The sequence below is a fragment of the Candidatus Njordibacter sp. Uisw_039 genome, assembly GCF_047730075.1.
In the GTDB taxonomy this organism is placed as follows: Bacteria; Pseudomonadota; Gammaproteobacteria; order Pseudomonadales; family Balneatricaceae; genus Njordibacter.
Window position 1 is genome coordinate 961,952 of sequence record NZ_CP159831.1, and the last position, 22,720, is coordinate 984,671.

18 protein-coding genes and 1 pseudogene are annotated in these 22,720 nt (G+C 45.1%); 7 read left to right on the top strand and 12 right to left on the bottom strand.

The genetic code is table 11. From position 1 onward, the window contains the following. Positions 1 to 47 precede the first annotated feature (47 nt). The 4 genes from ABXT70_RS04555 to ABXT70_RS04570 form a co-directional block, all read right to left on the bottom strand. A complete protein-coding gene (locus tag ABXT70_RS04555; RefSeq protein WP_443641990.1) occupies positions 48 to 1,472 on the bottom strand; it encodes a sulfatase-like hydrolase/transferase in 1,425 nt (474 codons plus the stop codon). A gap of 352 nt (positions 1,473 to 1,824) precedes the next feature. Next, the gene (locus ABXT70_RS04560) at positions 1,825 to 3,441 is read right to left on the bottom strand and encodes an ABC transporter ATP-binding protein (protein WP_443641991.1); all 1,617 of its coding nucleotides are present in this window, start codon (positions 3,439 to 3,441) and stop codon (positions 1,825 to 1,827) included. Continuing rightward, entirely contained in the window at positions 3,431 to 4,360 is a 930-nt protein-coding gene (locus ABXT70_RS04565) for an ABC transporter permease (RefSeq protein ID WP_443641992.1), read from the bottom strand. The genes ABXT70_RS04560 and ABXT70_RS04565 overlap by 11 nt, the downstream gene beginning before the upstream one ends. After that, entirely contained in the window at positions 4,357 to 5,337 is a 981-nt protein-coding gene (locus ABXT70_RS04570; protein ID WP_443641993.1) for an ABC transporter permease, read from the bottom strand. Before ABXT70_RS04570 ends, ABXT70_RS04565 begins: the two co-directional genes overlap by 4 nt. Positions 5,338 to 5,660: 323 nt before the next feature. Here ABXT70_RS04570 and ABXT70_RS04575 point away from each other — a divergent pair, with 323 nt between their 5' ends. Then, positions 5,661 to 7,259 carry an ABC transporter substrate-binding protein gene (locus tag ABXT70_RS04575; RefSeq protein WP_443641994.1) on the top strand — a complete coding sequence of 533 codons (1,599 nt, stop codon included), beginning with the start codon at positions 5,661 to 5,663 and terminating at the stop codon, positions 7,257 to 7,259. A gap of 72 nt (positions 7,260 to 7,331) precedes the next feature. On the opposite strand, the gene ABXT70_RS04580 is transcribed toward ABXT70_RS04575, so the two are convergent. The 6 genes from ABXT70_RS04580 to hutC form a co-directional block, all read right to left on the bottom strand. Then, the gene (locus ABXT70_RS04580) at positions 7,332 to 8,111 is read right to left on the bottom strand and encodes a HalD/BesD family halogenase (RefSeq protein WP_443641995.1); all 780 of its coding nucleotides are present in this window, start codon (positions 8,109 to 8,111) and stop codon (positions 7,332 to 7,334) included. A gap of 87 nt (positions 8,112 to 8,198) precedes the next feature. Next, positions 8,199 to 8,774, bottom strand: coding sequence for a HutD/Ves family protein (locus ABXT70_RS04585; protein WP_443641996.1), 576 nt, complete (start codon positions 8,772 to 8,774; stop codon positions 8,199 to 8,201). Further along, positions 8,771 to 9,979, bottom strand: coding sequence for an imidazolonepropionase (hutI, locus tag ABXT70_RS04590; protein ID WP_443641997.1), 1,209 nt, complete (start codon positions 9,977 to 9,979; stop codon positions 8,771 to 8,773). Before hutI ends, ABXT70_RS04585 begins: the two co-directional genes overlap by 4 nt. A 43-nt stretch (positions 9,980 to 10,022) precedes the next feature. Then, entirely contained in the window at positions 10,023 to 11,558 is a 1,536-nt protein-coding gene (gene hutH / locus ABXT70_RS04595) for a histidine ammonia-lyase (RefSeq protein ID WP_443641998.1), read from the bottom strand. 8 nt (positions 11,559 to 11,566) lie between these two features. Next, entirely contained in the window at positions 11,567 to 13,267 is a 1,701-nt protein-coding gene (gene hutU / locus ABXT70_RS04600; protein ID WP_443641999.1) for a urocanate hydratase, read from the bottom strand. A gap of 78 nt (positions 13,268 to 13,345) precedes the next feature. Continuing rightward, positions 13,346 to 14,104, bottom strand: coding sequence for a histidine utilization repressor (gene hutC, locus ABXT70_RS04605; RefSeq protein ID WP_443642000.1), 759 nt, complete (start codon positions 14,102 to 14,104; stop codon positions 13,346 to 13,348). A gap of 108 nt (positions 14,105 to 14,212) precedes the next feature. On the opposite strand from hutC, the gene ABXT70_RS04610 reads away from it, so the two are divergent. Genes ABXT70_RS04610 through ABXT70_RS04620 form a run of 3 tightly spaced genes read left to right on the top strand, consistent with a single transcriptional unit; the run spans position 14,213 to position 18,049 of the window. Next, positions 14,213 to 15,574, top strand: a complete 1,362-nt coding sequence (locus ABXT70_RS04610; RefSeq protein ID WP_443642001.1) for a formimidoylglutamate deiminase — start codon at positions 14,213 to 14,215, stop codon at positions 15,572 to 15,574. A 22-nt stretch (positions 15,575 to 15,596) separates the two neighbouring features. Continuing rightward, a complete protein-coding gene (locus tag ABXT70_RS04615) occupies positions 15,597 to 17,285 on the top strand; it encodes a tetratricopeptide repeat protein (RefSeq protein ID WP_443642002.1) in 1,689 nt (562 codons plus the stop codon). Positions 17,286 to 17,305: 20 nt separating this feature from the next. After that, a complete protein-coding gene (locus ABXT70_RS04620; RefSeq protein WP_443642003.1) occupies positions 17,306 to 18,049 on the top strand; it encodes a phosphate/phosphite/phosphonate ABC transporter substrate-binding protein in 744 nt (247 codons plus the stop codon). Positions 18,050 to 18,873: 824 nt separating this feature from the next. On the opposite strand, the pseudogene ABXT70_RS04625 reads toward ABXT70_RS04620, so the two are convergent. Further along, positions 18,874 to 18,999: pseudogene (locus ABXT70_RS04625) on the bottom strand (transposase); the annotation flags it as partial. A 170-nt stretch (positions 19,000 to 19,169) separates the two neighbouring features. Next, complete coding sequence (locus ABXT70_RS04630; RefSeq protein ID WP_443642004.1) at positions 19,170 to 19,886, bottom strand: hypothetical protein; 717 nt, start codon at positions 19,884 to 19,886, stop codon at positions 19,170 to 19,172. Positions 19,887 to 20,376: 490 nt separating this feature from the next. Here ABXT70_RS04630 and ABXT70_RS04635 point away from each other — a divergent pair, with 490 nt between their 5' ends. From ABXT70_RS04635 to ABXT70_RS04645, 3 genes are all read left to right on the top strand, one after another. Further along, positions 20,377 to 20,604: a tetratricopeptide repeat protein gene (locus ABXT70_RS04635; RefSeq protein WP_443642005.1), complete on the top strand. Its 228-nt coding sequence runs from the start codon at positions 20,377 to 20,379 to the stop codon at positions 20,602 to 20,604. A 341-nt stretch (positions 20,605 to 20,945) separates the two neighbouring features. Beyond that, a complete protein-coding gene (locus ABXT70_RS04640) occupies positions 20,946 to 21,818 on the top strand; it encodes a phytanoyl-CoA dioxygenase family protein (RefSeq protein ID WP_443642006.1) in 873 nt (290 codons plus the stop codon). After that, positions 21,815 to 22,546, top strand: a complete 732-nt coding sequence (locus ABXT70_RS04645; protein ID WP_443642007.1) for a substrate-binding periplasmic protein — start codon at positions 21,815 to 21,817, stop codon at positions 22,544 to 22,546. Before ABXT70_RS04640 ends, ABXT70_RS04645 begins: the two co-directional genes overlap by 4 nt. Positions 22,547 to 22,720: the final 174 nt, after the last annotated feature.

Genomic DNA, 22,720 nt, shown 5'->3' on the forward strand with positions numbered 1-22,720 from the left:
TCTTGAAAATGGTTGAGACCTTGTACGACACAAGTAGTAAGGCTTCTCTAGTTTCTCACCGGGGTGCAGTCGAACTCGTCTGAATTAAGAATCGCTTCCACACCACCCAGTCTTTCAATGGCTTCAGCCTGATCTGCAAACGCCTGTTTATTTTCTGTTTCTGGGTCTACTAATTCGAGCAATCTTTGATGGCACTCAGTCAGTACCTGCTGATGCTCTGCAGACTCAGCGAGGTTTACTAATTCATCCTTATCGTCGACAATATGGTAAAGCTCTGACGGGTATCCTGGGTAGTAATTGTATTTCCACTCACCTGTACGTAGCATAAACATACCCGTTGGGGATCCGCCATCATGATATTCAGAAAGAACATCGCGGTCGAGGTGATCACTGTTTGCAATGGTTTGCAATGCGATACCAGGGCGCTCCTTGCTGTCATGGCTAGCGCCAGTGGCTTCAAGAATCGTCGGGTAAATATCTATCAGTGAACTCAGGGTGGTCACCGTTTTTTGCTTGGGAATGCCCGGCCCAGCGATGATCATGGGGATTGAAGACGATTCATCATACATAGTCATTTTGGTCCAGAGACCTCTATCCCCGTTGTGGTCACCATGATCACTAGTATAAATAATTAAGGTGTTTCCAGCCTGACCTGAAGCTTCCAATGCTGTAAGTACCTGACCAACTTGGTAATCAAGAAAACTGCATAATCCGTAATATGAAGCACGAGCTACTTTTTTTGTTTCTGGGGTGAAATGTTTTTCAAAGTCGAAGTTTCTCCTCACTGCCTGCAATACTGGATGTGATGGGCGTTCGTCATCACTTAAAAAACGAGGCTGGTCCATTTGTTCCAATGGATATAGGTCATAAAATTCTTGAGGGCATGTCAGTGGATAATGGGGGCGGAGCCAGGAAACGAATAGTGTCCAGGGTTTATCTAAGCCTTGATTTTCCTTGTTCTGTAACCAATCACAAGCATTACGGGTAACGCCTAGATCATATTGAGTGTACTGATCATCACCAGGACCGATTTCTTTGGCGTAGGATGAACAATCGAGTACGCCTTCGTGGTCGCGTAACAAGCCTTTCGTCCAACCAACACCATTGCGGATATACATAGGCAAAATTTCTTCATCAAAACCATTTTCGAATTCATTTCCACGATAGTGAAGTTTACCAATAGAGTCTACTCGGTGGCCCTGTGATTGAAGTTGATGTCCCCAACTTTTGGGCTCGCCTTGATAAGCTTGGGCATTAGACCAGCAGCGTGTTTTATGAACATACTCTCCGCTTGCCATTGAAGCCCGTGCAGGTACACAGATGGGCGATGTGGTGTAGGCATTTAAAAACCGTGTTCCCTGTTGAGCCAGTCGATCGAGGTTTGGTGTCTGCACCAATGGATGGCCATCACAACTGAGGGCGTCGCGTCGGTGTTCATCACTAAACAAAAATAATACATTTAGCTTGCTCATAGATCTTTTCATTGGTTGATTTAATTAGGCCGAATAAGACATCTTATCTAATTTTAAGAATGTCCTCCAGCACGCTAAGATCAACCAATTACCTAATTATTGTCCAGGCATATCAGCCAAGAATGCCCTGGCAATAATCCAGCCAAAAATGACATATAGCGCACTTTGCCGATAAAGGTTGTTACTATATTAACGCCCACTATTTCAATTGCGAGACGCCAGCGTGGCAGTGTTAGTGAGCCAGACACTAAGCACAACTGACCCGTCAGGGTGTAAGACATAATAGTTATAGTATGGCCTAGCGGGTTGATAAATCAAGCGATGCTGTCTTGTAAGGCCGTGCAGCCTAAGTTCAGGCACCTGCCGCCACGCGCTGCGCTTGTAACTGAGTCAACCAGTCTGGATCCATCTCAGGTACAGACGACAGTAGCAGCTCGGTGTATTCAGGATAGGGTGCGGTAAATATTTCTTCCTTACCTCCTTGTTCCACCACTTTGCCTTGAAACATGACCACAACTTGGTCGGCTATGGCTCGCACGGTAGCAATATCGTGGGTAATAAAAATATAGGTAATGCCGAGTTCTTTTTGTAAGCGCAACAGGAGTTTGAGAATACCTTCTTGCACAATTTGATCTAAGGCTGACGTGACCTCATCACAAATAATCAGTTCAGGCTCTGCAGCTAAGGCGCGAGCAATACAGATACGCTGTTTTTGGCCGCCTGACAATTCATCTGGGTAGCGATCTAAAAAGCTCTCATCCAATTCAATCAGTTGTAATAACTGCATGATCCTTTGGTCTTGAGCCTGGCCGGTTAAACCCAAATAAAAATTCAACGGCCTGCCAATAATATCTCTAACTGTGTGGCGAGGATTCATGGCAGTATCAGCCATTTGATAAATCATTTGAATCGATTGTAATTGTTGTTTGGAGCGATTTTTTAAGGCTGCAGGTAAGCTTTCACCGTTAAATATAATCTGACCTTCCAATTGAGGTAATAAACCAGTAATGACTCGCGCAGCAGTAGACTTACCCGAACCTGACTCACCTACAACAGCTATAGTTTGCCCCCGGGGGACTTTGATGCTGATGTCATTGAGTACCTTAACGCTCTTGCCATAGCTGGCATGTACTTGGTTGATTTCAAGAATGGTATCAATGGCGGGCTGTGGTGTTTTTGCTAGAGAGCGCACAGCCCACAGTGATCGTGTATAGGCTGCTTTAGGGTTGGATATCATTTCCCTTGTGGGTGCATCTTCAACCGTCTCTCCATAGCGAAGCACTTTAATCTCGTCTGCCATTTGTGCAACCACAGCTAAATCATGGGTAATATAAATGGCTGCTGTGTTGTACTTTTCTACAATAGTGCGCATAGCGGTAAGCACTTCCACTTGAGTGGTAACGTCTAACGCTGTAGTTGGCTCGTCAAAGATGATTAGATCAGGCCTTGTTGACATAGCCATGGCGGTCATAACTCTTTGTAATTGGCCACCTGAGACTTGATGAGGGTAACGTTGGCCAATATTCTCAGGGTCTGGAAGTTGCAGATCTCTATAGAGTTCAATAGCATCTTTCTTAGCGGTCTCAGTATCTGCGATGCCATAGGCTACGGTGGATTCTATAGTTTGGTTAATCAGGCGGTGGGCTGGGTTAAACGAAGCTGCAGCTGACTGGGCCACATAAGCAATGCGTGAACCATGCAAGTTTCTAAGGTCTGCATCGTTGAGGTTTAATAGATCCATGCCATCAAACTCTATGCTACCTCCCACAAACTTGCAGCCAGGACGGACAAAACCCATGGCTGCTAAGCCAAGGGTAGACTTGCCAGCGCCAGACTCCCCAATGAAGCCAAGTATCTCACCCCGTTTTAAGGTCACGTCGACGCCTTTAATAATGTGATGCCAGCGGTCATCACTGTAGCCGTCAATGCGCACATCACGCATCGTGAGTAAAGCGTCTTTAGTGCTCATCGCGAAGTCCACTTGTTTGATGTAAAAACCAATCCACTACAAAGTTCACTGCAACTGTCAATAAGGCGATAGCGGCAGCAGGAATCATAGGCGTTAATGCTGCAGTTAAATCGTATTCCGCAAATTGAATGAGGCCTGCATTCTCTCTCACCATGGAACCCCAGTCTGCCGTAGGGGGTTGGATGCCCACACCTAAAAATGACAGTGCAGCAATTGTCAAAAATACGAAACAAAAACGCAGACCAAACTCGGCAACTAAAGGTGGCATAATGTTGGGTAAAATTTCTCGACGCATTATCCACATTAAGCCTTCACCACGCAGTTTGGCAGCTTCTACATAGTCCATGACCACCACATTTAAGGCCACAGCGCGGGTTAGACGAAATACTCGAGTGGCATCTAAAACGGCGATGATGAAAATTAAGTTGGTGGCGCTAGAGCCAAAAATTGAAAGTAACATGAGGGCAAAAATAAGGCTTGGAATCGCCATGAGTACATCAACAAAACGGCTTAATGCTTGGTCTAACCAATTACGGCTAATAGCCGCAATAAGGCCTAAGCTGCCGCCAATTAAAAACGCTAACAGGGTGGTGGCCACAGCAATACCGATAGTATTACGTGCACCATAGATGAGCCGGCTGAATACGTCGCGGCCCAAGGCATCGGTGCCTAAACGAAACTCATCGCTCCAGGGTGCATAAGCCATCGGAAAGACTTGCGCTTGACCATGGGGCGCCAACAATGGGGCAAACAAAGCCACTGTTAGATATACGCTAATTACAATCATGCCAAACCAGGCGGTAGGTGGCGCTGTTTTAAGAGTACGCCAAATATTTTCTAAGAAGCTTCTTCTGGTTTTTACTTGGGTGACTTCATGAGCCGCAGAATAGCCACCTTTGGGTGTGGTTGGTGTATTCATCGTGGATGTAACAGCCTTGGATTAGTGATAATTGAAATAACATCGGCAAATAAGTTGAGTAAAATGTAAGTGCCAGCAAAAATGAGTGCGCAGGCTTGCACTACCGGTATGTCGCGGCTTGAAACCGCGTCCACCATAAGTTGCCCCAATCCTGGATAAACAAAAACTACCTCTACGACAACCACCCCCACTACCAAGTAGGCCAAGTTAAAGGCGATAACGTTAACAATAGGCGCCCATGCATTAGGTAATACATGGTGCAAAATCACTTTAGCTTTTGAGACACCTTTAAGTTGAGCCATTTCAACATAGGGGCTGGCTAATAAGTTAATAATGGCAGCTCGTGTCATACGCATCATGTGAGCAACGATGACCAAAGTAAGGGCTAAGGCGGGTAGTGTTGAGCGATATGTTTTTTCTAAAAAGGGCGTGCTGTCAGAAATGTTTGCTAATGAGGGAAATACTTTAAAGTAGGTAGAGAAGACTAATATCAAAATGTAAGCTACGAAAAATTCTGGAAAAGAGATAGTCGTCAAGGTGGTAGAGTTGACTATCCGATCATAAAGAGAATTGCGGTAGAGGGCAGCAGTGATGCCTAACGCTAAAGCTAGAGGCACTGCTACAAGTGCGGTCATGGAAGCGAGAAATAAGGTGTTCGCTAGGCGCGGTTGGATTAGCGTCCAAACGTCACGAGACCGGTCAACACCCGATGAATTGCGGCCAGAAAATGAATTACCTAAGTCGCCACTTAACACATTCCCGACCCAGCTCAGATAACGCTCAATAGGGGGCTTATCTAGGCCCAATTCACGCCGGAATGCTTCCACAGTTTCTGGCAATGCGGCTTGTCCAAGCACGGCTTCACCAAAGTCACCAGGTAAAAATTCTATGGCGCTAAAGATAATAATTGAGACTACAAACAAAGTGAGAAAACCCAAGCCTAAGCGTTGGATAATGGTGGTCAAAATAGGATGCACGTGAATAGATACTCCGTGAGCTAAATTTGAAAAATAGCCTTTTCTTTTATACTAACACCCAAACTATGGTTATTGGCAAGGTAAATTATTGCTAGGCATTTTTTTTGAATAAACGATCAAACTTTGACCACCATTATTCCGCGGTACAAATAATGATCATTAACAGGGGCATTTTTTTATGTTAACTTGTCTACACTAGCAAATTTTATGTCGAGATTGATCGACCTCCAGTTGTTTTGGAAACCCTCGGTGAATTTTTCTACTCAGCGTAAACTGTTAACGTTAGTAAAATTAATTAGTGATCTAATTGGAGAATAAAAACAATGTCTAAAAATTACAACGATCAACTTATCAACCCTTTTACAGCAGATCTTAGCCGCCGTCAGTTTGTAACTACCAGTCTTGCTGCGGGTATCGTCCTACCTACAGCCATGGCTATGGCTGGAAATGCAGTGGCTAGTTCGCCTAAAAAAGGTGGAAATTTCAGATTAGGTATGGGCCATGGCTCTACCACAGATTCATTAGACCCAGGTACGCACGAAAATTCCATGTCCCAATGTGTAGCGTTTGCTTATGCTAATAACCTAACAGAGGTTAACAAAGAAGGTGATTTAATTCCAGAACTTGCAGTTGAGTATGGTGCTTCTGCAGATGTTAAAACCTGGACCTTTAAAATTCGTACAGGCGTAACCTTTCATGATGGTAAAGCGCTCACGCCTGATGATGTAGTGGCTTCATTTCGATTCCATATGGGTGAAGATTCGAAATCTGCAGGTAAGGCTTTACTCAAAGATGTCACTAACATTGCTGTTAACGGCAATGATGTGGTGTTTACCTTGGCTAATCCCAATGCTAACTTTCCCTTTATTGTGAGTGATTACCATTTCATCATTTTACCAGTACGTGATGGCCAGCTAGATTGGGCTTCTGGTATCGGTACGGGTGGCTATGTTATCGAAAGCTACGAGCCAGGTGTGCGTGCCAAATTTTACCGTAACACTGACTACTGGAAGCAGGATTCGGCCCATTTTGATAAAGTAGAAATGCTCAGCATACTGGATGTGACAGCCCGCCAAAATGCTATGATGAATGGTGAAGTAGATGCCATTGGTAAAGTAGATTTAAAGACTTTGCACTTGTTGGAGCGTAATCCTAACCTAAATATCTTGGAAACTACGGGCACCTTGCATTACACCTTCCCCATGCGTTGTGATGCGCCGCCGTTTGATAACTATGATTTCCGCATGGCCTGCAAGCTGTCTGTAGATCGTGAAGAATTGGTTGAAAAAATACTATCGGGCCATGGTGCCATTGGTAATGATACCCCGATTTCTACTGCCAACGCATACCATAACAGTGACCTTGCTCAGCGCTCCTATGATCCAGACAAGGCCGCTTACCACCTTAAGAAAGCGGGATATGACGGTTCTAATGTACAGCTGTCCGCCTCTGACGCAGCATTTAATGGCGCAGTAGATGCAGCCTTGTTGATTAAGGAGTCAGCAGCTAAATCTGGTCTTAAAATTGAAGTGGTGCGTGAACCAAAAGATGGTTATTGGTCCAACGTGTGGAACAAGAAGCCATGGGGTGCATGCTATTGGGGTGGCCGTCCTACAGAAGATTGGATGTTCACTGCGGCTTATATGGCAGATGGTGAGTGGAATGACACTGCATGGCGCACGGGTGCTTCGGTAGAGCGCTTTAATAAGTTGGTGGTTTTAGGGCGTGCTGAAGTGGATTTGGACAAACGCCGCGAAATTTACTATGAATGCCAAGTCTTGGTTAACGACGATGGTGGTGCCTTGATCCCTATGTTTGCTAATCACGTACATGCGTTGAGTAAAAAGTTAGCTCATGGCACTGTAGCAGCAAACTGGGAAATGGATGGTGCTAAAGCAATAGAACGTTGGTGGTTTGCGTAACAGCTTCTTACCTTAACAAACAGGCCTGGGCTTTTTTGATAAAAGCCCAGGCCTGTTAAGTCTTACTGACATCTATTCTAAACGCCCGTAGAAGGTCATACGAGCTGATTCTGACAGTGCCACATTAGCCTCTGCATTGTAAGCCAGTACCACTAGCATCCGCGTAGTATTACCTTGAGTTGGGGTAACACGATGGAGTGCATCTTTCCCCCTAAACAACACTAAGTCTCCAGCAGACATTGCAAGAGCCTGTGTCTCTACTACCCCCTTTAACACCTGATCCACGCCTGGGTAATTCATATCGCCTTGGCTAGCATTTCTCAATTTAGCAACGTACTCAAATTGCCCCCCAGCTTGAGGGCTCTGAATCAATAAAGTGATTGCAAAAGATGAATTGTCAAAGTGCCAGCCTAGTTCTTGACCTTCACTTGCGTAATGTAAGTTAATTGAAGAGAGTGGGTCTGCATAGGGATAAAGTTTGTCCTCACCCAATATAGATGCCAAGAATGAGCGCAGATCTTGTGCTTCATAAAGGGTTCGCAAGGGCGAATCTAGAGCTATTTGGTCATCCGTAATACAACCTTTTGAAGACTGTACCCATTGGTTGCGAGGGTGGCCATCATCAAAAGCAGGATCCTTTTGGGTAAGGTAAACGTTGTGGCCAGATTCGGTATAGAATGCTGAGGACTGTTTACTGTTGCCTTCGTCAATAATTGCCGTAAGAGCAGATGATGTGAGGAAGTGCTTGAGAACTAACACGCCTTCCTTATTAAACTGTTGTTTACAGGCTGGCCCATAATGTTGGTCGTGGATAGGGTGGTTAGCGAGATTGATCACTTGGCTGAGTTGCATGCATTACTCCTGAGTTAATCTAGGATAAGTAATTGGCCTAGCCTATTTCCAAGTAATGCCAATCCCTTGAACAACTATCGATAGGGCCTATAAGTAGGTAATAAGTATACCTATCCAAACTTCGCCAGAACAGTCACAGCTGCTTCCAGATCTGGAGTCTAGCTGCATTAAATGTTGCTCGTCTAGTGTTTCATGAGTGTTGCCGTCAAGTTTGAAGCTGGCGCTCCCCTGAATGTTGAAAAGCAAAAATAAGTCGGCATCTAAACGAATAGTTTGGTTGGTTTGTTGCTGGCTAGTGAAAACCTTGGCTCTGCAGTTCTGGCGGCTAGTCATGAGGTTAAAATCTCGGATTGGCCCGTCATGCAAACGTGCATCGATGAGGTCTTCGCCTTTAAAATGGGCAGCATCAAGTTGGCTTGTGAGAGACCATTTTTGACCTTTATTGTCAGTCAGAGTAATACCTGCGCCATCGATTAAGACTAAACAACGATCGTAACCAGAAAAGTCTGAGAAGGCGCCATCTTGCGTAACATCGGCCATACTTAGGCGCCACTGGAATGAACCTCCTAAGTCATGCTTCAATAACTCAATGGTTGAGCCCAAGCCATTACGCCAGGGCATGGTGATGAAGTCGTCTGGAGAGGTTATCTTTATGTTACTCAAGTGAGTTCCCCAGAAACAGCGCGATGTTTAACTAGCTGTCCACCCAGCCAATAACTCAACTCTGCGGGTTTTTGAATGTCCCAACATACAAAATCTGCGGCATAGCCTACTTTAAGCTGGCCATGACTTAGGCCTAGACCAAGTGCCTGAGCACCATGACGAGTAACCCCTTGTAAGGCTTCCAGTGGTGTAAAACCAAATAAAGTGCAGGCCATGCTCATCATTAATCGCAACGATAAAACTGGGGCAGAGCCTGGATTGGAATCACTTGCAATAGCCATTGGTACACCTAAATCACGCAAGCGTTGAATGGGTGGCAGCTTAGTTTCTTTGAGGCAGAAAAAGGCACCGGGTAAAATCACGGCAACTGTGCCTGCAGCGGCCATAGCTTTGGCATCTATATCGCTTAAGTATTCTAAGTGATCACTCGATAATGCCTTGTAGCGTGCGGCAAGACCAGAGCCTCCTAGGTTGGAAAGCTGTTCGGCATGGAGCTTCACGGGCAGGTTATGGGCTAGGGCTGTTTTAAATACCCGCTCAATTTGTGCTACTGAAAAGGCAATGCTTTCACAGAAGCCATCGACTGCATCGGCCAAGCCAGCTTTGGCGATGGTGGGTATAATTTCCTCACATACTAAGTCAATGTAGGCATCGGCCTGGCCTTGGTATTCCTGAGGTAGGGCGTGGGCTGCTAAGCATGTGGTACGGAGTGTCACTGATAACTGGTCACCCAATGCACGGGCGACACGTAACATTTTTTCTTCTGTGGCTAGGTCTAAGCCATAACCAGACTTCACCTCTACGCAGGTGACACCGTCTGCCATTAAAGCTTGTAGGCGCTTTTTAGCACTGGTTAATAGTTCCTCGACACTGGCTTTACGGGTATCTGTAACCGTAGAGACAATGCCTCCACCCGATTTGGCAATAACTTCGTAGCTTAACCCTTGCAAACGCATTTCATATTCGGCGCTGCGATCGCCACCAAACACGAGGTGGGTATGGCAATCAACCAATCCTGGTGTGACCCAACCGCCACCCAAGTTAACAACAGTAGCGTCGTGGTTAGGTAGTTCACTGGCTGGACCAATCCACGCAATATGGCCGTTTTCTACAGCTATAGCGGCATCCTTGATAGAGTCATAATCGATGCTAGACACCATAGTAGCTGCATGGAAACCAACATAAACCGTATCGAATGAGGGCATGTTTTTAATCCTGTTTAGTGCGAACAATCTGTTGTTTCTGTTGCTAGACCGAGCTCGGCATTATTCCAGCTGGCATCATGTCATTATGGCAAGCTGTGGCCAATAAATCATTGGCAGCAGCGATATCCGTGGCGAAGTAACGGTCTTTGTCATAAAAAGGTACTTGTGCACGCAATCCAGAGCGGGCTTGTTCTAGTAACGGACTGGTGCTTAACCCCGTACGGAAATCCAAGCCCTGCACCGCGGATAAAATTTCTACTGCTAGAATGCCGCGGGTGTTTTCGCTCATGTCCCGTAACCGCCTTGCGGCAAAGGTGGCCATGGACACATGATCTTCTTGGTTGGCAGAGGTAGGTAAACTGTCGACACTGGCAGGGTGAGCATATGTTTTGTTTTCACTGGCCAAGGCCGCGGCAGTCACTTGTGCGATCATAAACCCAGAATTCACACCGCCATTGTTTACTAAGAAAGGTGGCAACTGACTCAGGGCTGAATCGATTAGCAAAGCCATACGGCGCTCAGATAAACTACCAATTTCGGCAATGGCCAAGGCTAGATTGTCGGCCACCATAGCTACAGGCTCAGCATGAAAGTTACCGCCAGAAATAATATCTCCTTGGTCGGCAAATACTAAGGGATTATCTGATACGGCATTGGATTCTACCAGCAATACACCAGCTGCATGGCGAATTTGTTCTAAACATGCACCCATAACTTGAGGTTGGCAGCGCAAAGAATAGGGGTCTTGTACCTTGTGGCAATGGTCGTGTGAGATCCCTATTTCGCTACTTTGCGTGAGCAGGTGACGATAGGCCATAGCAGAGTCTATTTGGCCTTTATGCCCCCGCACCTGATGGATGCGAGCATCAAATGGGCTGCGGCTACCTAAGGCAGCTTCTACAGAGAGTGCCCCACATACTGTGGCTGAAGCCCATAGGTCTTCAGTGTGGAATAACCCTTGTAGTGCAAAGGCTGTAGAGACTTGAGTGCCATTGAGTAAAGCCAGACCTTCTTTGGGAGCTAATATCACTGGGTCCAAACCGGCAATCTTCAATGCCGCTTGGCCAGAAATGATTTTACCACGGTAGCGAGCCTCACCTTCGCCCAATAAAACGGCACTCATGTGGGCCAAAGGGGCTAAGTCGCCAGATGCACCAACTGAACCTTTTTCTGGAATACAGGGAAAAACTTCACTATTAATAAGGCTCATCAAGGCTTCGATGACTGTTAAGCGAATACCAGAAAAACCACGGGCTAAACTGTTGACCTTGAGTACCATAACCAAGCGAACAGTAGCGTCGTCCATCAATTGACCAATACCTGCGGCATGAGATAAAACAATGGAACGTTGCAGCTCTTCAAGGTCTTTCACTTCTATTCTGGTGTTGGCCAATAACCCAAAGCCGGTGTTGACGCCGTATACAGTTCTATCCTCTTCAATGACCTGATTGACCAGTTGCTGGCTTTTATGAATAGCTGGCAGAGCATCGCTAGCGATAGATACGCATACACGGCGCCTTGCCACCTGACGTAATTGCGCCAGTGTTAGAAGCCCTGGTTGTATTTCAAACTTGTACATAGCGTGCCTCAGTGTGTTTGGTTCTGCTTGATCATGGGAAGGTTTAAACCCTGTTGTTGGGCGCAATCTATGGCAATGTTGTAGCCGGCATCTGCATGGCGCATGACACCAGTGGCTGGATCGTTGTGAAGTACGCGCGCAATACGTGCAGCAGCTTCGTCAGTGCCATCGCACACGATAACCATACCCGAATGTTGGGAAAAGCCCATACCTACGCCACCACCGTGGTGCAAGGATACCCATGTGGCACCAGAAGCAGTGTTGAGTAAGGCATTGAGTAACGGCCAGTCAGACACTGCGTCTGACCCGTCCAGCATCCCTTCAGTTTCTCGGTTGGGGCTAGCAACGGAACCAGAGTCTAAATGGTCACGACCAATGACAATCGGCGCCTTTAGTTCACCACTGCGAACCATTTCATTAAAAGCTAAACCTAGTTTGGCACGCTGTCCAAGGCCAACCCAGCAAATGCGTGCTGGTAAACCTTGGAACTGTATACGTTCGCGGGCCATATTGAGCCAGTTATGTAAATGGGCATCATCTGGGATGAGCTCCTTAACTTTAGCGTCAGTGCGGTAAATATCTTCCTTGTCACCAGATAGTGCAACCCAGCGAAATGGACCAACCCCGCGGCAGAAGAGAGGGCGGATATAGGCAGGCACAAAACCTGGGAAGTCAAAGGCATTTTCTACCCCCTCTTCTAATGCCACTTGGCGGATATTGTTGCCATAATCTACTGTAGGAATACCTTGCTGATGGAACGCCAACATGGCTTTAACATGAACGGCCATTGATGCTTTGGCGGCCTTAATTGTTGCCGCAGGGTTATCAATGGCATTTTGGCGATAGGTATTCCAATCCATATTTTGGGGTAGGTAACCATTCAAAGGATCGTGAGCAGAAGTTTGGTCTGTGACTAGATCTGGTTTAATACCACGTCGTACTAACTCGGGTAAAATGTCTGCTGCATTACCCAGTAAACCAATGGACTTGGCTTCCCCGGCTTGAGTGTAATGTTTGATACGCCCCAAGGCATCATCGATGTCGACGGCTTGTTCATCTAGGTAGCGGGTTTGTAAACGCAGGTCGATACGGCTTTGCTGGCACTCAATATTAAGGGAGCAGGCGCCTGCCAAGCTCGCTGCCAATGGCTGTGCCCCACCCATGCCGCCTAATCCAGCGGTTAATATCCAACGGCCTTTGAGGTTGCCACCAAAGTGTTGCCGTCCGGCTTCAACAAAGGTTTCATAAGTGCCTTGGACGATGCCTTGGCTACCAATATAAATCCAGCTGCCCGCAGTCATTTGGCCATACATGGCTAAGCCTTTGGCATCCAACTCGTTAAAGTGATCCCATGTTGCCCAATGGGGTACCAAATTGGAATTGGCAATCAGCACTCTTGGAGCATTGCTGTGGGTTTTAAATACCCCCACAGGCTTGCCAGACTGTATTAACAGCGTTTCGTCTTCTTCAAGGCCAGTAAGCGAGGAGACTATTTGATCATAACTTGCCCAGTCTCTAGCAGCGCGGCCGATGCCACCATAAACCACTAGCTCATTTGGATTTTCTGCTACTGCTGGGTCTAGGTTGTTCATCAGCATGCGCAAGGGTGCTTCAGTCAGCCAGCTTTTGGTGGTGATTTTGGTGCCAGTAGGTGCTTTGATATCTCCACTACGTGTGCGGCGTGCCTTGAGTTCATCAGTACTGAGCATGAATGTTTTCCTTTACATGTATATACAAGTAATCAAACATACGCCCATTTTAATAATCTGGCAAGCAAAACTTGTGTATTAAGGGCGTCCAAAATGACCAAATAACTGAAATAAATGGCCTGGAGAAAGCAACCTAGCACTAGTTACAATCTTCTGACCAGACCATGTTCGACGTTTGATTTGTAGGCAGGCCTGACCTGAGTGTATAGCTAGTTGTTCTGCCTCTGTGGCATTTGGAGTAACTGCTTCCACTAAGTGCTCACCTTCCGTAATGGGTGCTACTGTATTTAAATATGCGAAAGGTGTGAATTGTGTAAAGTCTTGTTCACCATAGTCTGGAACCAGAAAAGCATTAACGATACGTTGTTCTAATTGAATAGGTTTTTGGTCTTCAAAGTGGATTAAAGTCGATTTGAAAATAGGTTCACCCGTGCGTACGCCGAGTCTTAATGCTTGATCTGTGTTTGATTTAACTTGTTGTAATTTAACAACTATTGTTGTGTGATGGTGACCACGATCAGTGATTTCCTGAGCGATATTATGTACTTCAAATAACGATGAGTGAGCTTTTTTGGGAGCTACAAATGTACCCACTCCTTGTTGGCGGATAAGGATCCCATCAGCGGTCAGTTCTCGCAACGCTCGATTTACTGTCATGCGGCTTACTCCTAATGCGTTGACCATTTCCGCTTCGGATGGCAGACGTTGGTCTGGTATCCAAGTTGATGAATCGATATTCTCCAAGATTGCACTTTTTAAGCGTGCATAAATAGGCGCATTGGTGTGGGGTAGGGCGTTGAGTAAGCTTTGAATGGTATCTGATTGGCGTATATTCACAATAGGTCCATGGCTCTTAGTGCTGCTGGGAGTATACAATCTTGACTTGACTGCGCCAATTCATGTATTGTCTATACAAGTTAAGTCTATACTATCACGAGATCGCTAATGATGAACAAGTTTTACTTTGCCGACCAAGCTTTAACGGCTTCAGGCTGGGCTAACAACGTAAAAATATCTGTTACCAACGGGGTTATTAGCCACATCCAAGCGGATCAAACTAGCCAAGGGTGCCAGTTATTAAATGGCCCAGTGCTTCCCGGCATGGTCAATCTGCATTCACACGCCTTTCAGCGCGCCATGGCAGGCTTAGCAGAGGTGTGTTTAGATCCCAAAGACAGCTTTTGGAGCTGGCGAGACCTTATGTACGGTCTAGTGGCTAAGTTAACTCCTGATCAAGTGCGAAAAATTGCCACTTATCTCTATATTGAGATGCTTAAAGCCGGCTACACCCAAGTGGCTGAGTTCCATTATTTGCATCACCAGCAAAATGGCCAAGCTTATGACAACCCAGCAGAAATGGCCTTACAAGTGCGCCAAGCAGCTGTTGATACGGGGATTGGCCAAACCTTATTACCCGTGCTTTATAGTCACTCAGGTTTTGATGGTCAAGCCCCAAGTTCTGGACAAGCGCGCTTTATCCACGACCTAGACGCCTACTTATGCTTGCAAGAGCAGCTTGGCCAAAACATGGATGAACTTAGGCATAATCAAGGTTTGTGTTTCCACTCATTGCGTGCTGTCACAAAATCACAAATTGAAGCTGCACTCACTAGCTTACCGCTAGATTGGCCTGTACATATTCATATTGCTGAGCAAATGAAAGAAGTGAATGACTGTATTGCGTGGAGTGGCCAGCGTCCTGTGGAGTGGTTGGCTAACGAAGTTGGCTTTGACGCCCGTTGGTGTTTGATCCATGCTACCCATGTGAATAAGCAGGAGGTAAAGACTATTGCCAACAGCCAAGCCGTAGTGGGTTTGTGCCCTAGCACTGAAGCTAATTTGGGCGATGGCATTTTCCCTATCACAGACTTAGTGGCGCAGGGTGGCCGATTAGGTATCGGTTCCGATAGCCATGTGTGTGTCTCAGTCGCCGAAGAGTTACGTACTTTGGAATACGGTCAGCGCCTGCGTGATCAGCAGCGTAATCGTATCTATAGTAGTGACCAACCTAGCGTAGGTGACTTTATTTACCAAGCCAGTGCTGCCGGTGGTAATGCTGCCTGTAACATCAATACTGGTTTAGAGGTAGGTGCCCGGGCTGACTTTATTACCCTTGATACTAGCCATCCGCTACTAGCAACAGCTAAGCCCGAACAACTCATTAACCGCTGGACCTTTGGTATTAATCACAACCCAGTGAAAGACGTGTTTGTGGCAGGAGAACAGGTGGTTGCTTTCGGTTGTCATAAGCTTGAAGAAAATGCCTCTGGCGCGCTAGTGAAGAGCCTTAAAGAGTTGTTGTCTTGAAATTAGTAATTAGGAACTAGCAATGGCATATGACATGCTTAGCTTTGATCTTGGTTCGCACAGTTTCAAAGTAAGCGCTACTTCCCCAGATACGCAGCGCTTGTTCGATCAAGGACTCAATTGGTGTTTTGGCTTTAATCAGGAAGAAGCACTTGCCTGTTTTAAGAAGGCGTTGGAGGATGATCCGTGCTGCGCAATGCTACATTGGGGGGTCGCCTATGCGGCGGGCCCTTTCTACAATATGCCATGGGGTGATTTCAGCCATGCAGAAGCAGTGGCATGTACGTCTTTTTGCCGTGGTCACATAGACGAATCTCTCTCGCTGTCAGAAAGTGCTACGCCGCTTGAAAAGGCTTTGATTAACGCACTATCGCAGCGTGTGCAAAAGGCTTATGTAGTGTCTGAGTTAGAATTTGGTAGTTGGGATGATGCCTATGCAACTGCCATGCGTCAGGTGAATGTTGATTTTCCAGATAATCAGGATGTGATGGCTTTATTCGTCGAGGCGATGATGACCCGTACACCCTGGAACATGTGGGATGTAAAGACCTGCTTACCCCCCAAGGGTGCTGACACATACGAGGCTATCTGGGTTTGTGAAAATGCCATTGAGTTGGCCGTCCAACATGATAAAGAACAGCATCCCGCCATACTGCATTTTCACATTCACTTGATGGAAATGTCGACAGAACCAGAACATGCAATGGAGTCTGCTAACCGCCTCGTCGGTCTTTGTCCGGATGCTGGGCACATTCACCATATGCCTGGCCATATCTATGTTTTGTGTGGAGAGTATGAAAAGGCAAAAATTGCCAGCGAGACTGCTATTCGGGTCAATCGCAAGTACCTGTCTTATGCAGGGCCCTATAATTACTATACAACAGCGCGGTGCCATGACCTCCATCTGATGATGTATACCTGCATGTTGCTTGGTCAGTTCGAACCATCCATGGCTGCCGCAAAAGAGATATGTGAAAATCTGACTCCGGATGTCATCGATCTGCAAGGCAAACCTTTCATAGCAGGGACGATGGAGGGGTATTTTGCCATGAAAATACATGTACTTGTGCGGTTTGGGAAATGGCAGGAAATCGTTGATGCACCGATGCCGGAACGACCAGAACTTTATTGTGTTTCGACCAGCATGCACCATTATGGCAAAACGATAGCCCATGCTGCACTGAAAAATTTTGACCAAGCCGAACAAGAGAAAAAGGCATTTTACAACTCTCTGAAGCGCATTTCCCCTAGCAGAAAATTATTCAATAACCCCGCCCTCAAAACGCTGGCTGTGGGAGAAAAGATGCTGCTGGGAGAGTTGGAATACTATAAAGGGAACTATGAGACAGCATATGCGCACCTACGCGAGAGTGTTCAGCGCTGCGATGATTTGCATTATTCAGAACCATGGCCATGGATGCACCCACCACGTCATGCACTGGGTGCTTTATTGTTAGAGCAGGGCCATTATAAAGAAGCGGAAGACGTATACCGCTCTGATTTGGGGCTAAACGATGCCGTGCCCCGCTGTGCCCAACACAGAAACAACGTTTGGGCTTTGCATGGAATAGTTGAATGTCTGAAACATCGTAATGAAGAAACTGAATGCAGCCTGTTGCAAAGTCTGCTGATGGAGGCTCTTTCAAAAACTGATTTGGCGATCACATCTTCCTGCTGTTGTAGAAAAACTGTCGTGGAACTTCCTGTATGATTACTGTTGGGAAAATCCCCATGATTGCCAGCTTACCAATGTATGCTCGTCCTGAATTAAACGATGCCATCGCGTATTTATGGGATCTTATCCGTAAAAATCTGAACGACAAAGGCATTAAAGCACCGGAAACCCTATCTCAGGATGCAGAAGGCCTGAGCAGTTGGTTGGATCCAGGTTTAGTTTTAAGTCAGACCTGTGGCATGCCATATCGCAATGTTTTACACGGCAAAGTTCAACTTGTTGGTACGCCGGATTATGGCTTGCCTGACTGTCCGCCGGGCCATTACTTTAGTGCAATTGTGGTGCGAAAAAGTGATCCACGCCAGGCTTTGAAGGACTACGCCGAAGCAATATTTGCTTATAATATGGAAAACTCCCAATCTGGATTTGCCGCGCCTCTAAATTATGCAGCAGCCCGCGGGGTCAGCTTTACCAACAGAATTGAATCTCATGGCCATGTGAAATCTGCCGAAATGGTCGTGAACGGGCAAGCTGATATTGCTGCAATTGATGCCGTGACATGGATGCTGATCGAGCGACATGATGCGTTTTCATCAAAGCTGCGGGTATTGGAGAAGACAACACCTAGCACGCCGGTACTGCCTTTGATCACCTCGCTGACACTGGATGTAGATCAGGTCTACGACTCGGTGAATCAAGCCATTCAAGACCTGCCACAGGATATGCGTGATGCAATGTTTCTGAAAGGGATAGTGAAAATCTCAGCCTCGGATTACCTAAAAATTCCGAATCCCAAATAAGCTGTTGAGATCGGCATTAAGCTGTGACCGCTTAGATCTTCCTATAGCTATAACGATTTTATGGAAGTAGTATTTATGCTACTTACCGTAAAATTTAAGCTAATAGAGGTAGTCATGTTGAATTTCTGGCTTCGGGTTGTGTGTTTATTGACTGCATCGTTGATTACGACACACGTGTTATCGCAAGATATATCAGGCTGGTCTGATAAGACTATTTGCAGGCTTGCCGCAAACCAACAAGACAACCCTCAGTTTCTGCAGGAAGTTAAAAACAGAGAGTTAAGTTGCGTTGATTATATAGTAATCAAGCCCAATGCCGCTGTACCTGAAACTTCTAATGGATCAGGATATTAATAAAAACATCCTTAAATAGCTTAGTGATTTTTTATCGTAATACATCAAATAAAATTTGGATTTTGAGTATGATTAAATTTGAATATAATTTCAGTATCAAATTTTTTTGCTTATGTTATTAACTTTTACGCCAATAACCTTTGCTAATGAAGCGGGTATTAGTCTGCCATTTAAGTTAGAAAACACAAAATACTGGCAGTATTTTAGTGATAGAGTAATGGGTGGAGTATCTGATGGCAAGGTTGGGATTGAATAAGACGGCGATATTTTTTTTGCAAGACTAACAATTACGCTCGGGTATCTCATTTGGAGATTCAGAAAAAAATGGCAAAAAAGTTTAAGAGGTTCGCTTAAATGTGCGAGGCAATAAACACACTTATTATATTTTTATTCGCACAACTGAGATGCAATCTTACTCTGATTATTATTCAGCCTCATTCGAGGCAAACGCTAACTGGGAAATGATTGACTTGCCATTTGTAAAAGGAAGCACCGCTCATTCCATGTTCTCTGCAGAGTTCGGGAATGGGCACGCCCCTTTCAGCTTGCTTGATGATGGCCAGTACTTGGCTATCAGAATAACGTGATTTTTTCATGCAGATCTCCTTCGTAAAGTTTACGAGAAAATTCTACTTTTGACCTCCGTTATTTTTCGGGGGGATTATCGTACCACTACAGTCATAGTTCCCGCCCACCCGCCAGAAAAATGCAGTGGTAAAGCGAATTTGGTAAATTTTCGCTTTTTCTGGTTTTGGCTGACTGTTATTTATTCTATACAATAATGTTTTTTAATATATAACGAAAATTTTCTTCCTGGAACCTTTAGCTTTGAATCACATCTGCTAATCAATAACTGATATTGGCCAGTTTTTTCCATTGATTTTTTGAACAACTCTTCATCTTCATAATCATATTCTAAAGTATCAAGATTATTTTCATTCGGCCTATAACCTGAGTTTTCTACAAAAATCAACTTTGGCTCGTATTTGCTTATGATAAATTGATATAAATTTTCTGATCCTTTGTCATCAATATCGACTGCAAATAAATCAAGAGTGGGAACATCGATATTTTTGTCAAACCAAGGTTTATCTTTAGGTAACTCTATTCGCTTAAAGTGTATGGTGACACTTTTAGTAAGTTTGTGCTTAAATAAAAACAGCCAATTTAAGAAGGCATATCTTCTTCGTCCTTCTAGCGCAAAAACCTGACCGTTTTTATTGCTGAACCCTTTAGATAAGCAAAATAAGCCATTGGGGCCAGGGGGGCCAGCAAAACAAACCAACGCTGTTTTTATGCTTACTGAACGACCTAACGCATACAATATTTTTCCTGCATTTGAACTTGGGGACTCATGTCCTATATGCTTTGACGAATATTCTGGCAAGTCCGAATTTGCCAAAATATCTGATATTTCTTTACTACTTATTAGTTTATTAGATCGAATAACTTCAAAAAAATTACTTATCTGTTGTGGGTTCATTATCATTGTCTTTTATGATTTTACTCTGCCAGTTTAACGAAAATAATAGCAAAAATCTTTATTCGTACGATGTATTTTTAGGGGCAATTGCCGTGCTAACCCTTAGTCTAGTGGGACTAAATTTTGACTTATTAGTGACTTATTCATTTCTGCTACCAGTTTACGCATGATGATGGTTTCTTTAGCTCTAAGACCACTGCATAGCGACGGTAGCTCTTTGTATTGGCCGTAATTGAGATTCAAAATCAAAAATCTTCCTACATTCATTACGGTATTATGGAAGCAGTATTTATCGTACATCTTTGAGCATAGAGACATAGGTGTAAGAAAATTACTTCTTGGGTTAAGTCTTTTATTACTATTTTTTGGAGCCGCAGTTGCCGATTATAATAGCGCGTATAACACGTTTAAATCAGGAGATTATAAAACTGCTTTTTATAGCCACTTTTAGCTAGGAGACTACAAATCCCCTTTTAGGGAAAAGCTTCCCTTGGCAGCAAAGGGACACGTGGATGCTCAATATACTTTGGGAGTTATGTACGATGAGGGATTTGGTGTCTGGGAGAATGATAGGAAAGCCAGGAAATTGTACAGCTTAGCTGCTGACCAGGAGTATGCTAATGCACAATATAATCTTGGGGTTATGTACTTGCTTGGTGACGGTGTTCGGCAGAACGATAAGACAGCAGCTAAGTGGTTCACCCTAGCCCCTGAGTAGGGGCATGCAGAAGCTCAATGTGACCTAGAAATATATACAAGGCTGGAAGGGGTGTTCCCAAAGACTATGTACGAGCATATATGTGGTACAACTTAGCAGCTTATGAGAGTTTTAAAGATATAGAAAGCATCCCTAAACAAATGACATCTACTAAAATAGCCAAGGCACAAAAGATGGCTATCCGGTGCTGGGAATGAGAGTATGCGGATTCTTAAGGCCGCTCATTATTAGACTGCAGGGTAGAAGCTTAGGTTCGTTTTATTCCATTAATTCTTCAGTTGAACTGTTTGTTTCTTATTATATATACTGATCATTCAAGTAAGAGTGGAATTAAGATCATTATGCTATTCACGCCAACGGATCGTAATAAGCTAGATTATAGTGAACAAGGGTTCCTTGTTGTCGATGAAATACTCCCTTCCAAACAACTGTTGCAGCTGCACCAAGCTTTTGATGACGTATTTAACGGAACCTTTGAAACAGGTGTAACGCCCGACGAGGTAAACTGGCAGTATGGCACGGGTGACCCCAGTCTCACTCGTCAGGTCTGCAATGGCTGGAAGGCCAATCGAAGTATTGCGCGGGTGGTATTAAGTGAAGCCTTAGGTCGCAGTGTTGCTCAATTAGCAGGTTGGCCTGGGGTTCGAATCATGATTGACAATCTACTTTCGAAACCACCAGGTGCGAGGTCCTTGGGCTATCATCAAGATAGTGCCTATTTGTCATGGTTTAGCCCAAGTGATCTCATATCCTGCTGGATTGCCCTTGACGATACCACCCGATCTGGTGGTACGTTGGAATTTGTGACGCATTCGCATGAGTGGCAACAGGATTCACCTTCGGGTGAATTCCATGGGCCAGATGATTACCGGCAACCAATGCATCATGCTGCTGAGAGCCAAGGAGTGGAACCGCAAATTGCGTACGTTGAAGTGAAAGCTGGTGGAGGCTCTGTTCATCATGGCTGGACTTGGCATGGTTCGGGAGCAAATGACTCTGCTTTGCCCAGACGTGCATTAGTTCTTCATTTGATGCGCTGTGATGCAGAATATGACCCAACTAAGTTTGAGCAGGGAATAGGTCCTACTTACAGCCGTTACAAACATTTAGCAGACAATCAATTGGACGAAAACTATTTTCCAATTTTGTGGCATGAGGATGGCAGCAGAACTAAAGCCCTTGATGACTATTTAGCGTCACCAGGGCCAGTATGATAAACACAGTAAAAGATGGCTACTTAACATTAATTTGTGCAGACTTAGACGCAATGCCTCTATTTAGCACTAACCCTCAGGGCAAGCGTTTTGGTTACGAACCAGAAGTGGCCCAAATATTAGCCCAGCATTTGGGCCTTAAGCTTAATTGGTTATTTACTCGCTGGTCTGAATTTGAAACTGTATTGTTAGACAATAAAGCGGATGCCATCTGGTGTGGTTGTGCTATAACCCCCGCTAGAGAAGAACGTTTGCTCTTTTCTAGGCCCTACGCAGCCTTTGATGAATCTGTGTTGGTGCGCAGTAATTCAAGCATATCTAGTCCGTCAGACCTAAAAGCCTTAAAAGTGGCGGCCATCGATGGTAGTACCAATATGGCATTAGCAGAATCTTGGTTAGGGTGTGTAAAAATTTCTTTTTCAGGTCAGTCTGACGACGTTTTTGCAGACATGATTGACGCCTTAACAGTTGGAGAGGTTGACGCTGTTGTGGATGACGAGCCAGCCTTTGGGGACCTCCTAACTGACCCTCGTTATAAGCTTGCCTTTACTGTGAAAAGTGCTAATTTATGGGGTGCAGCTATGCAAAAACATCAAATCGAATTGAAATCTGCACTTGATGGTGCCTTAAATGTGCTGATTGAAGCAGGCTCAGTGTCTGACATTTGGCGCCAGCACTTGGCTGGCATTAGATATCCTAGTCATTGTTTTATAAAGTTACAGGGATAACAGCGCTCGTTGGTACCCGTGACCTTGGCCAAGAGATTTATATCGCTCTGACTAGGACCGACACGGGACACGGTATTATCGCTGGACTTTCGATTGCCTTCATTGCGATTATTGCTGATAGGATTGATTCAGCATCTGCTAAGAATGCCCGTATTCGTTATGGACTGGAGACTA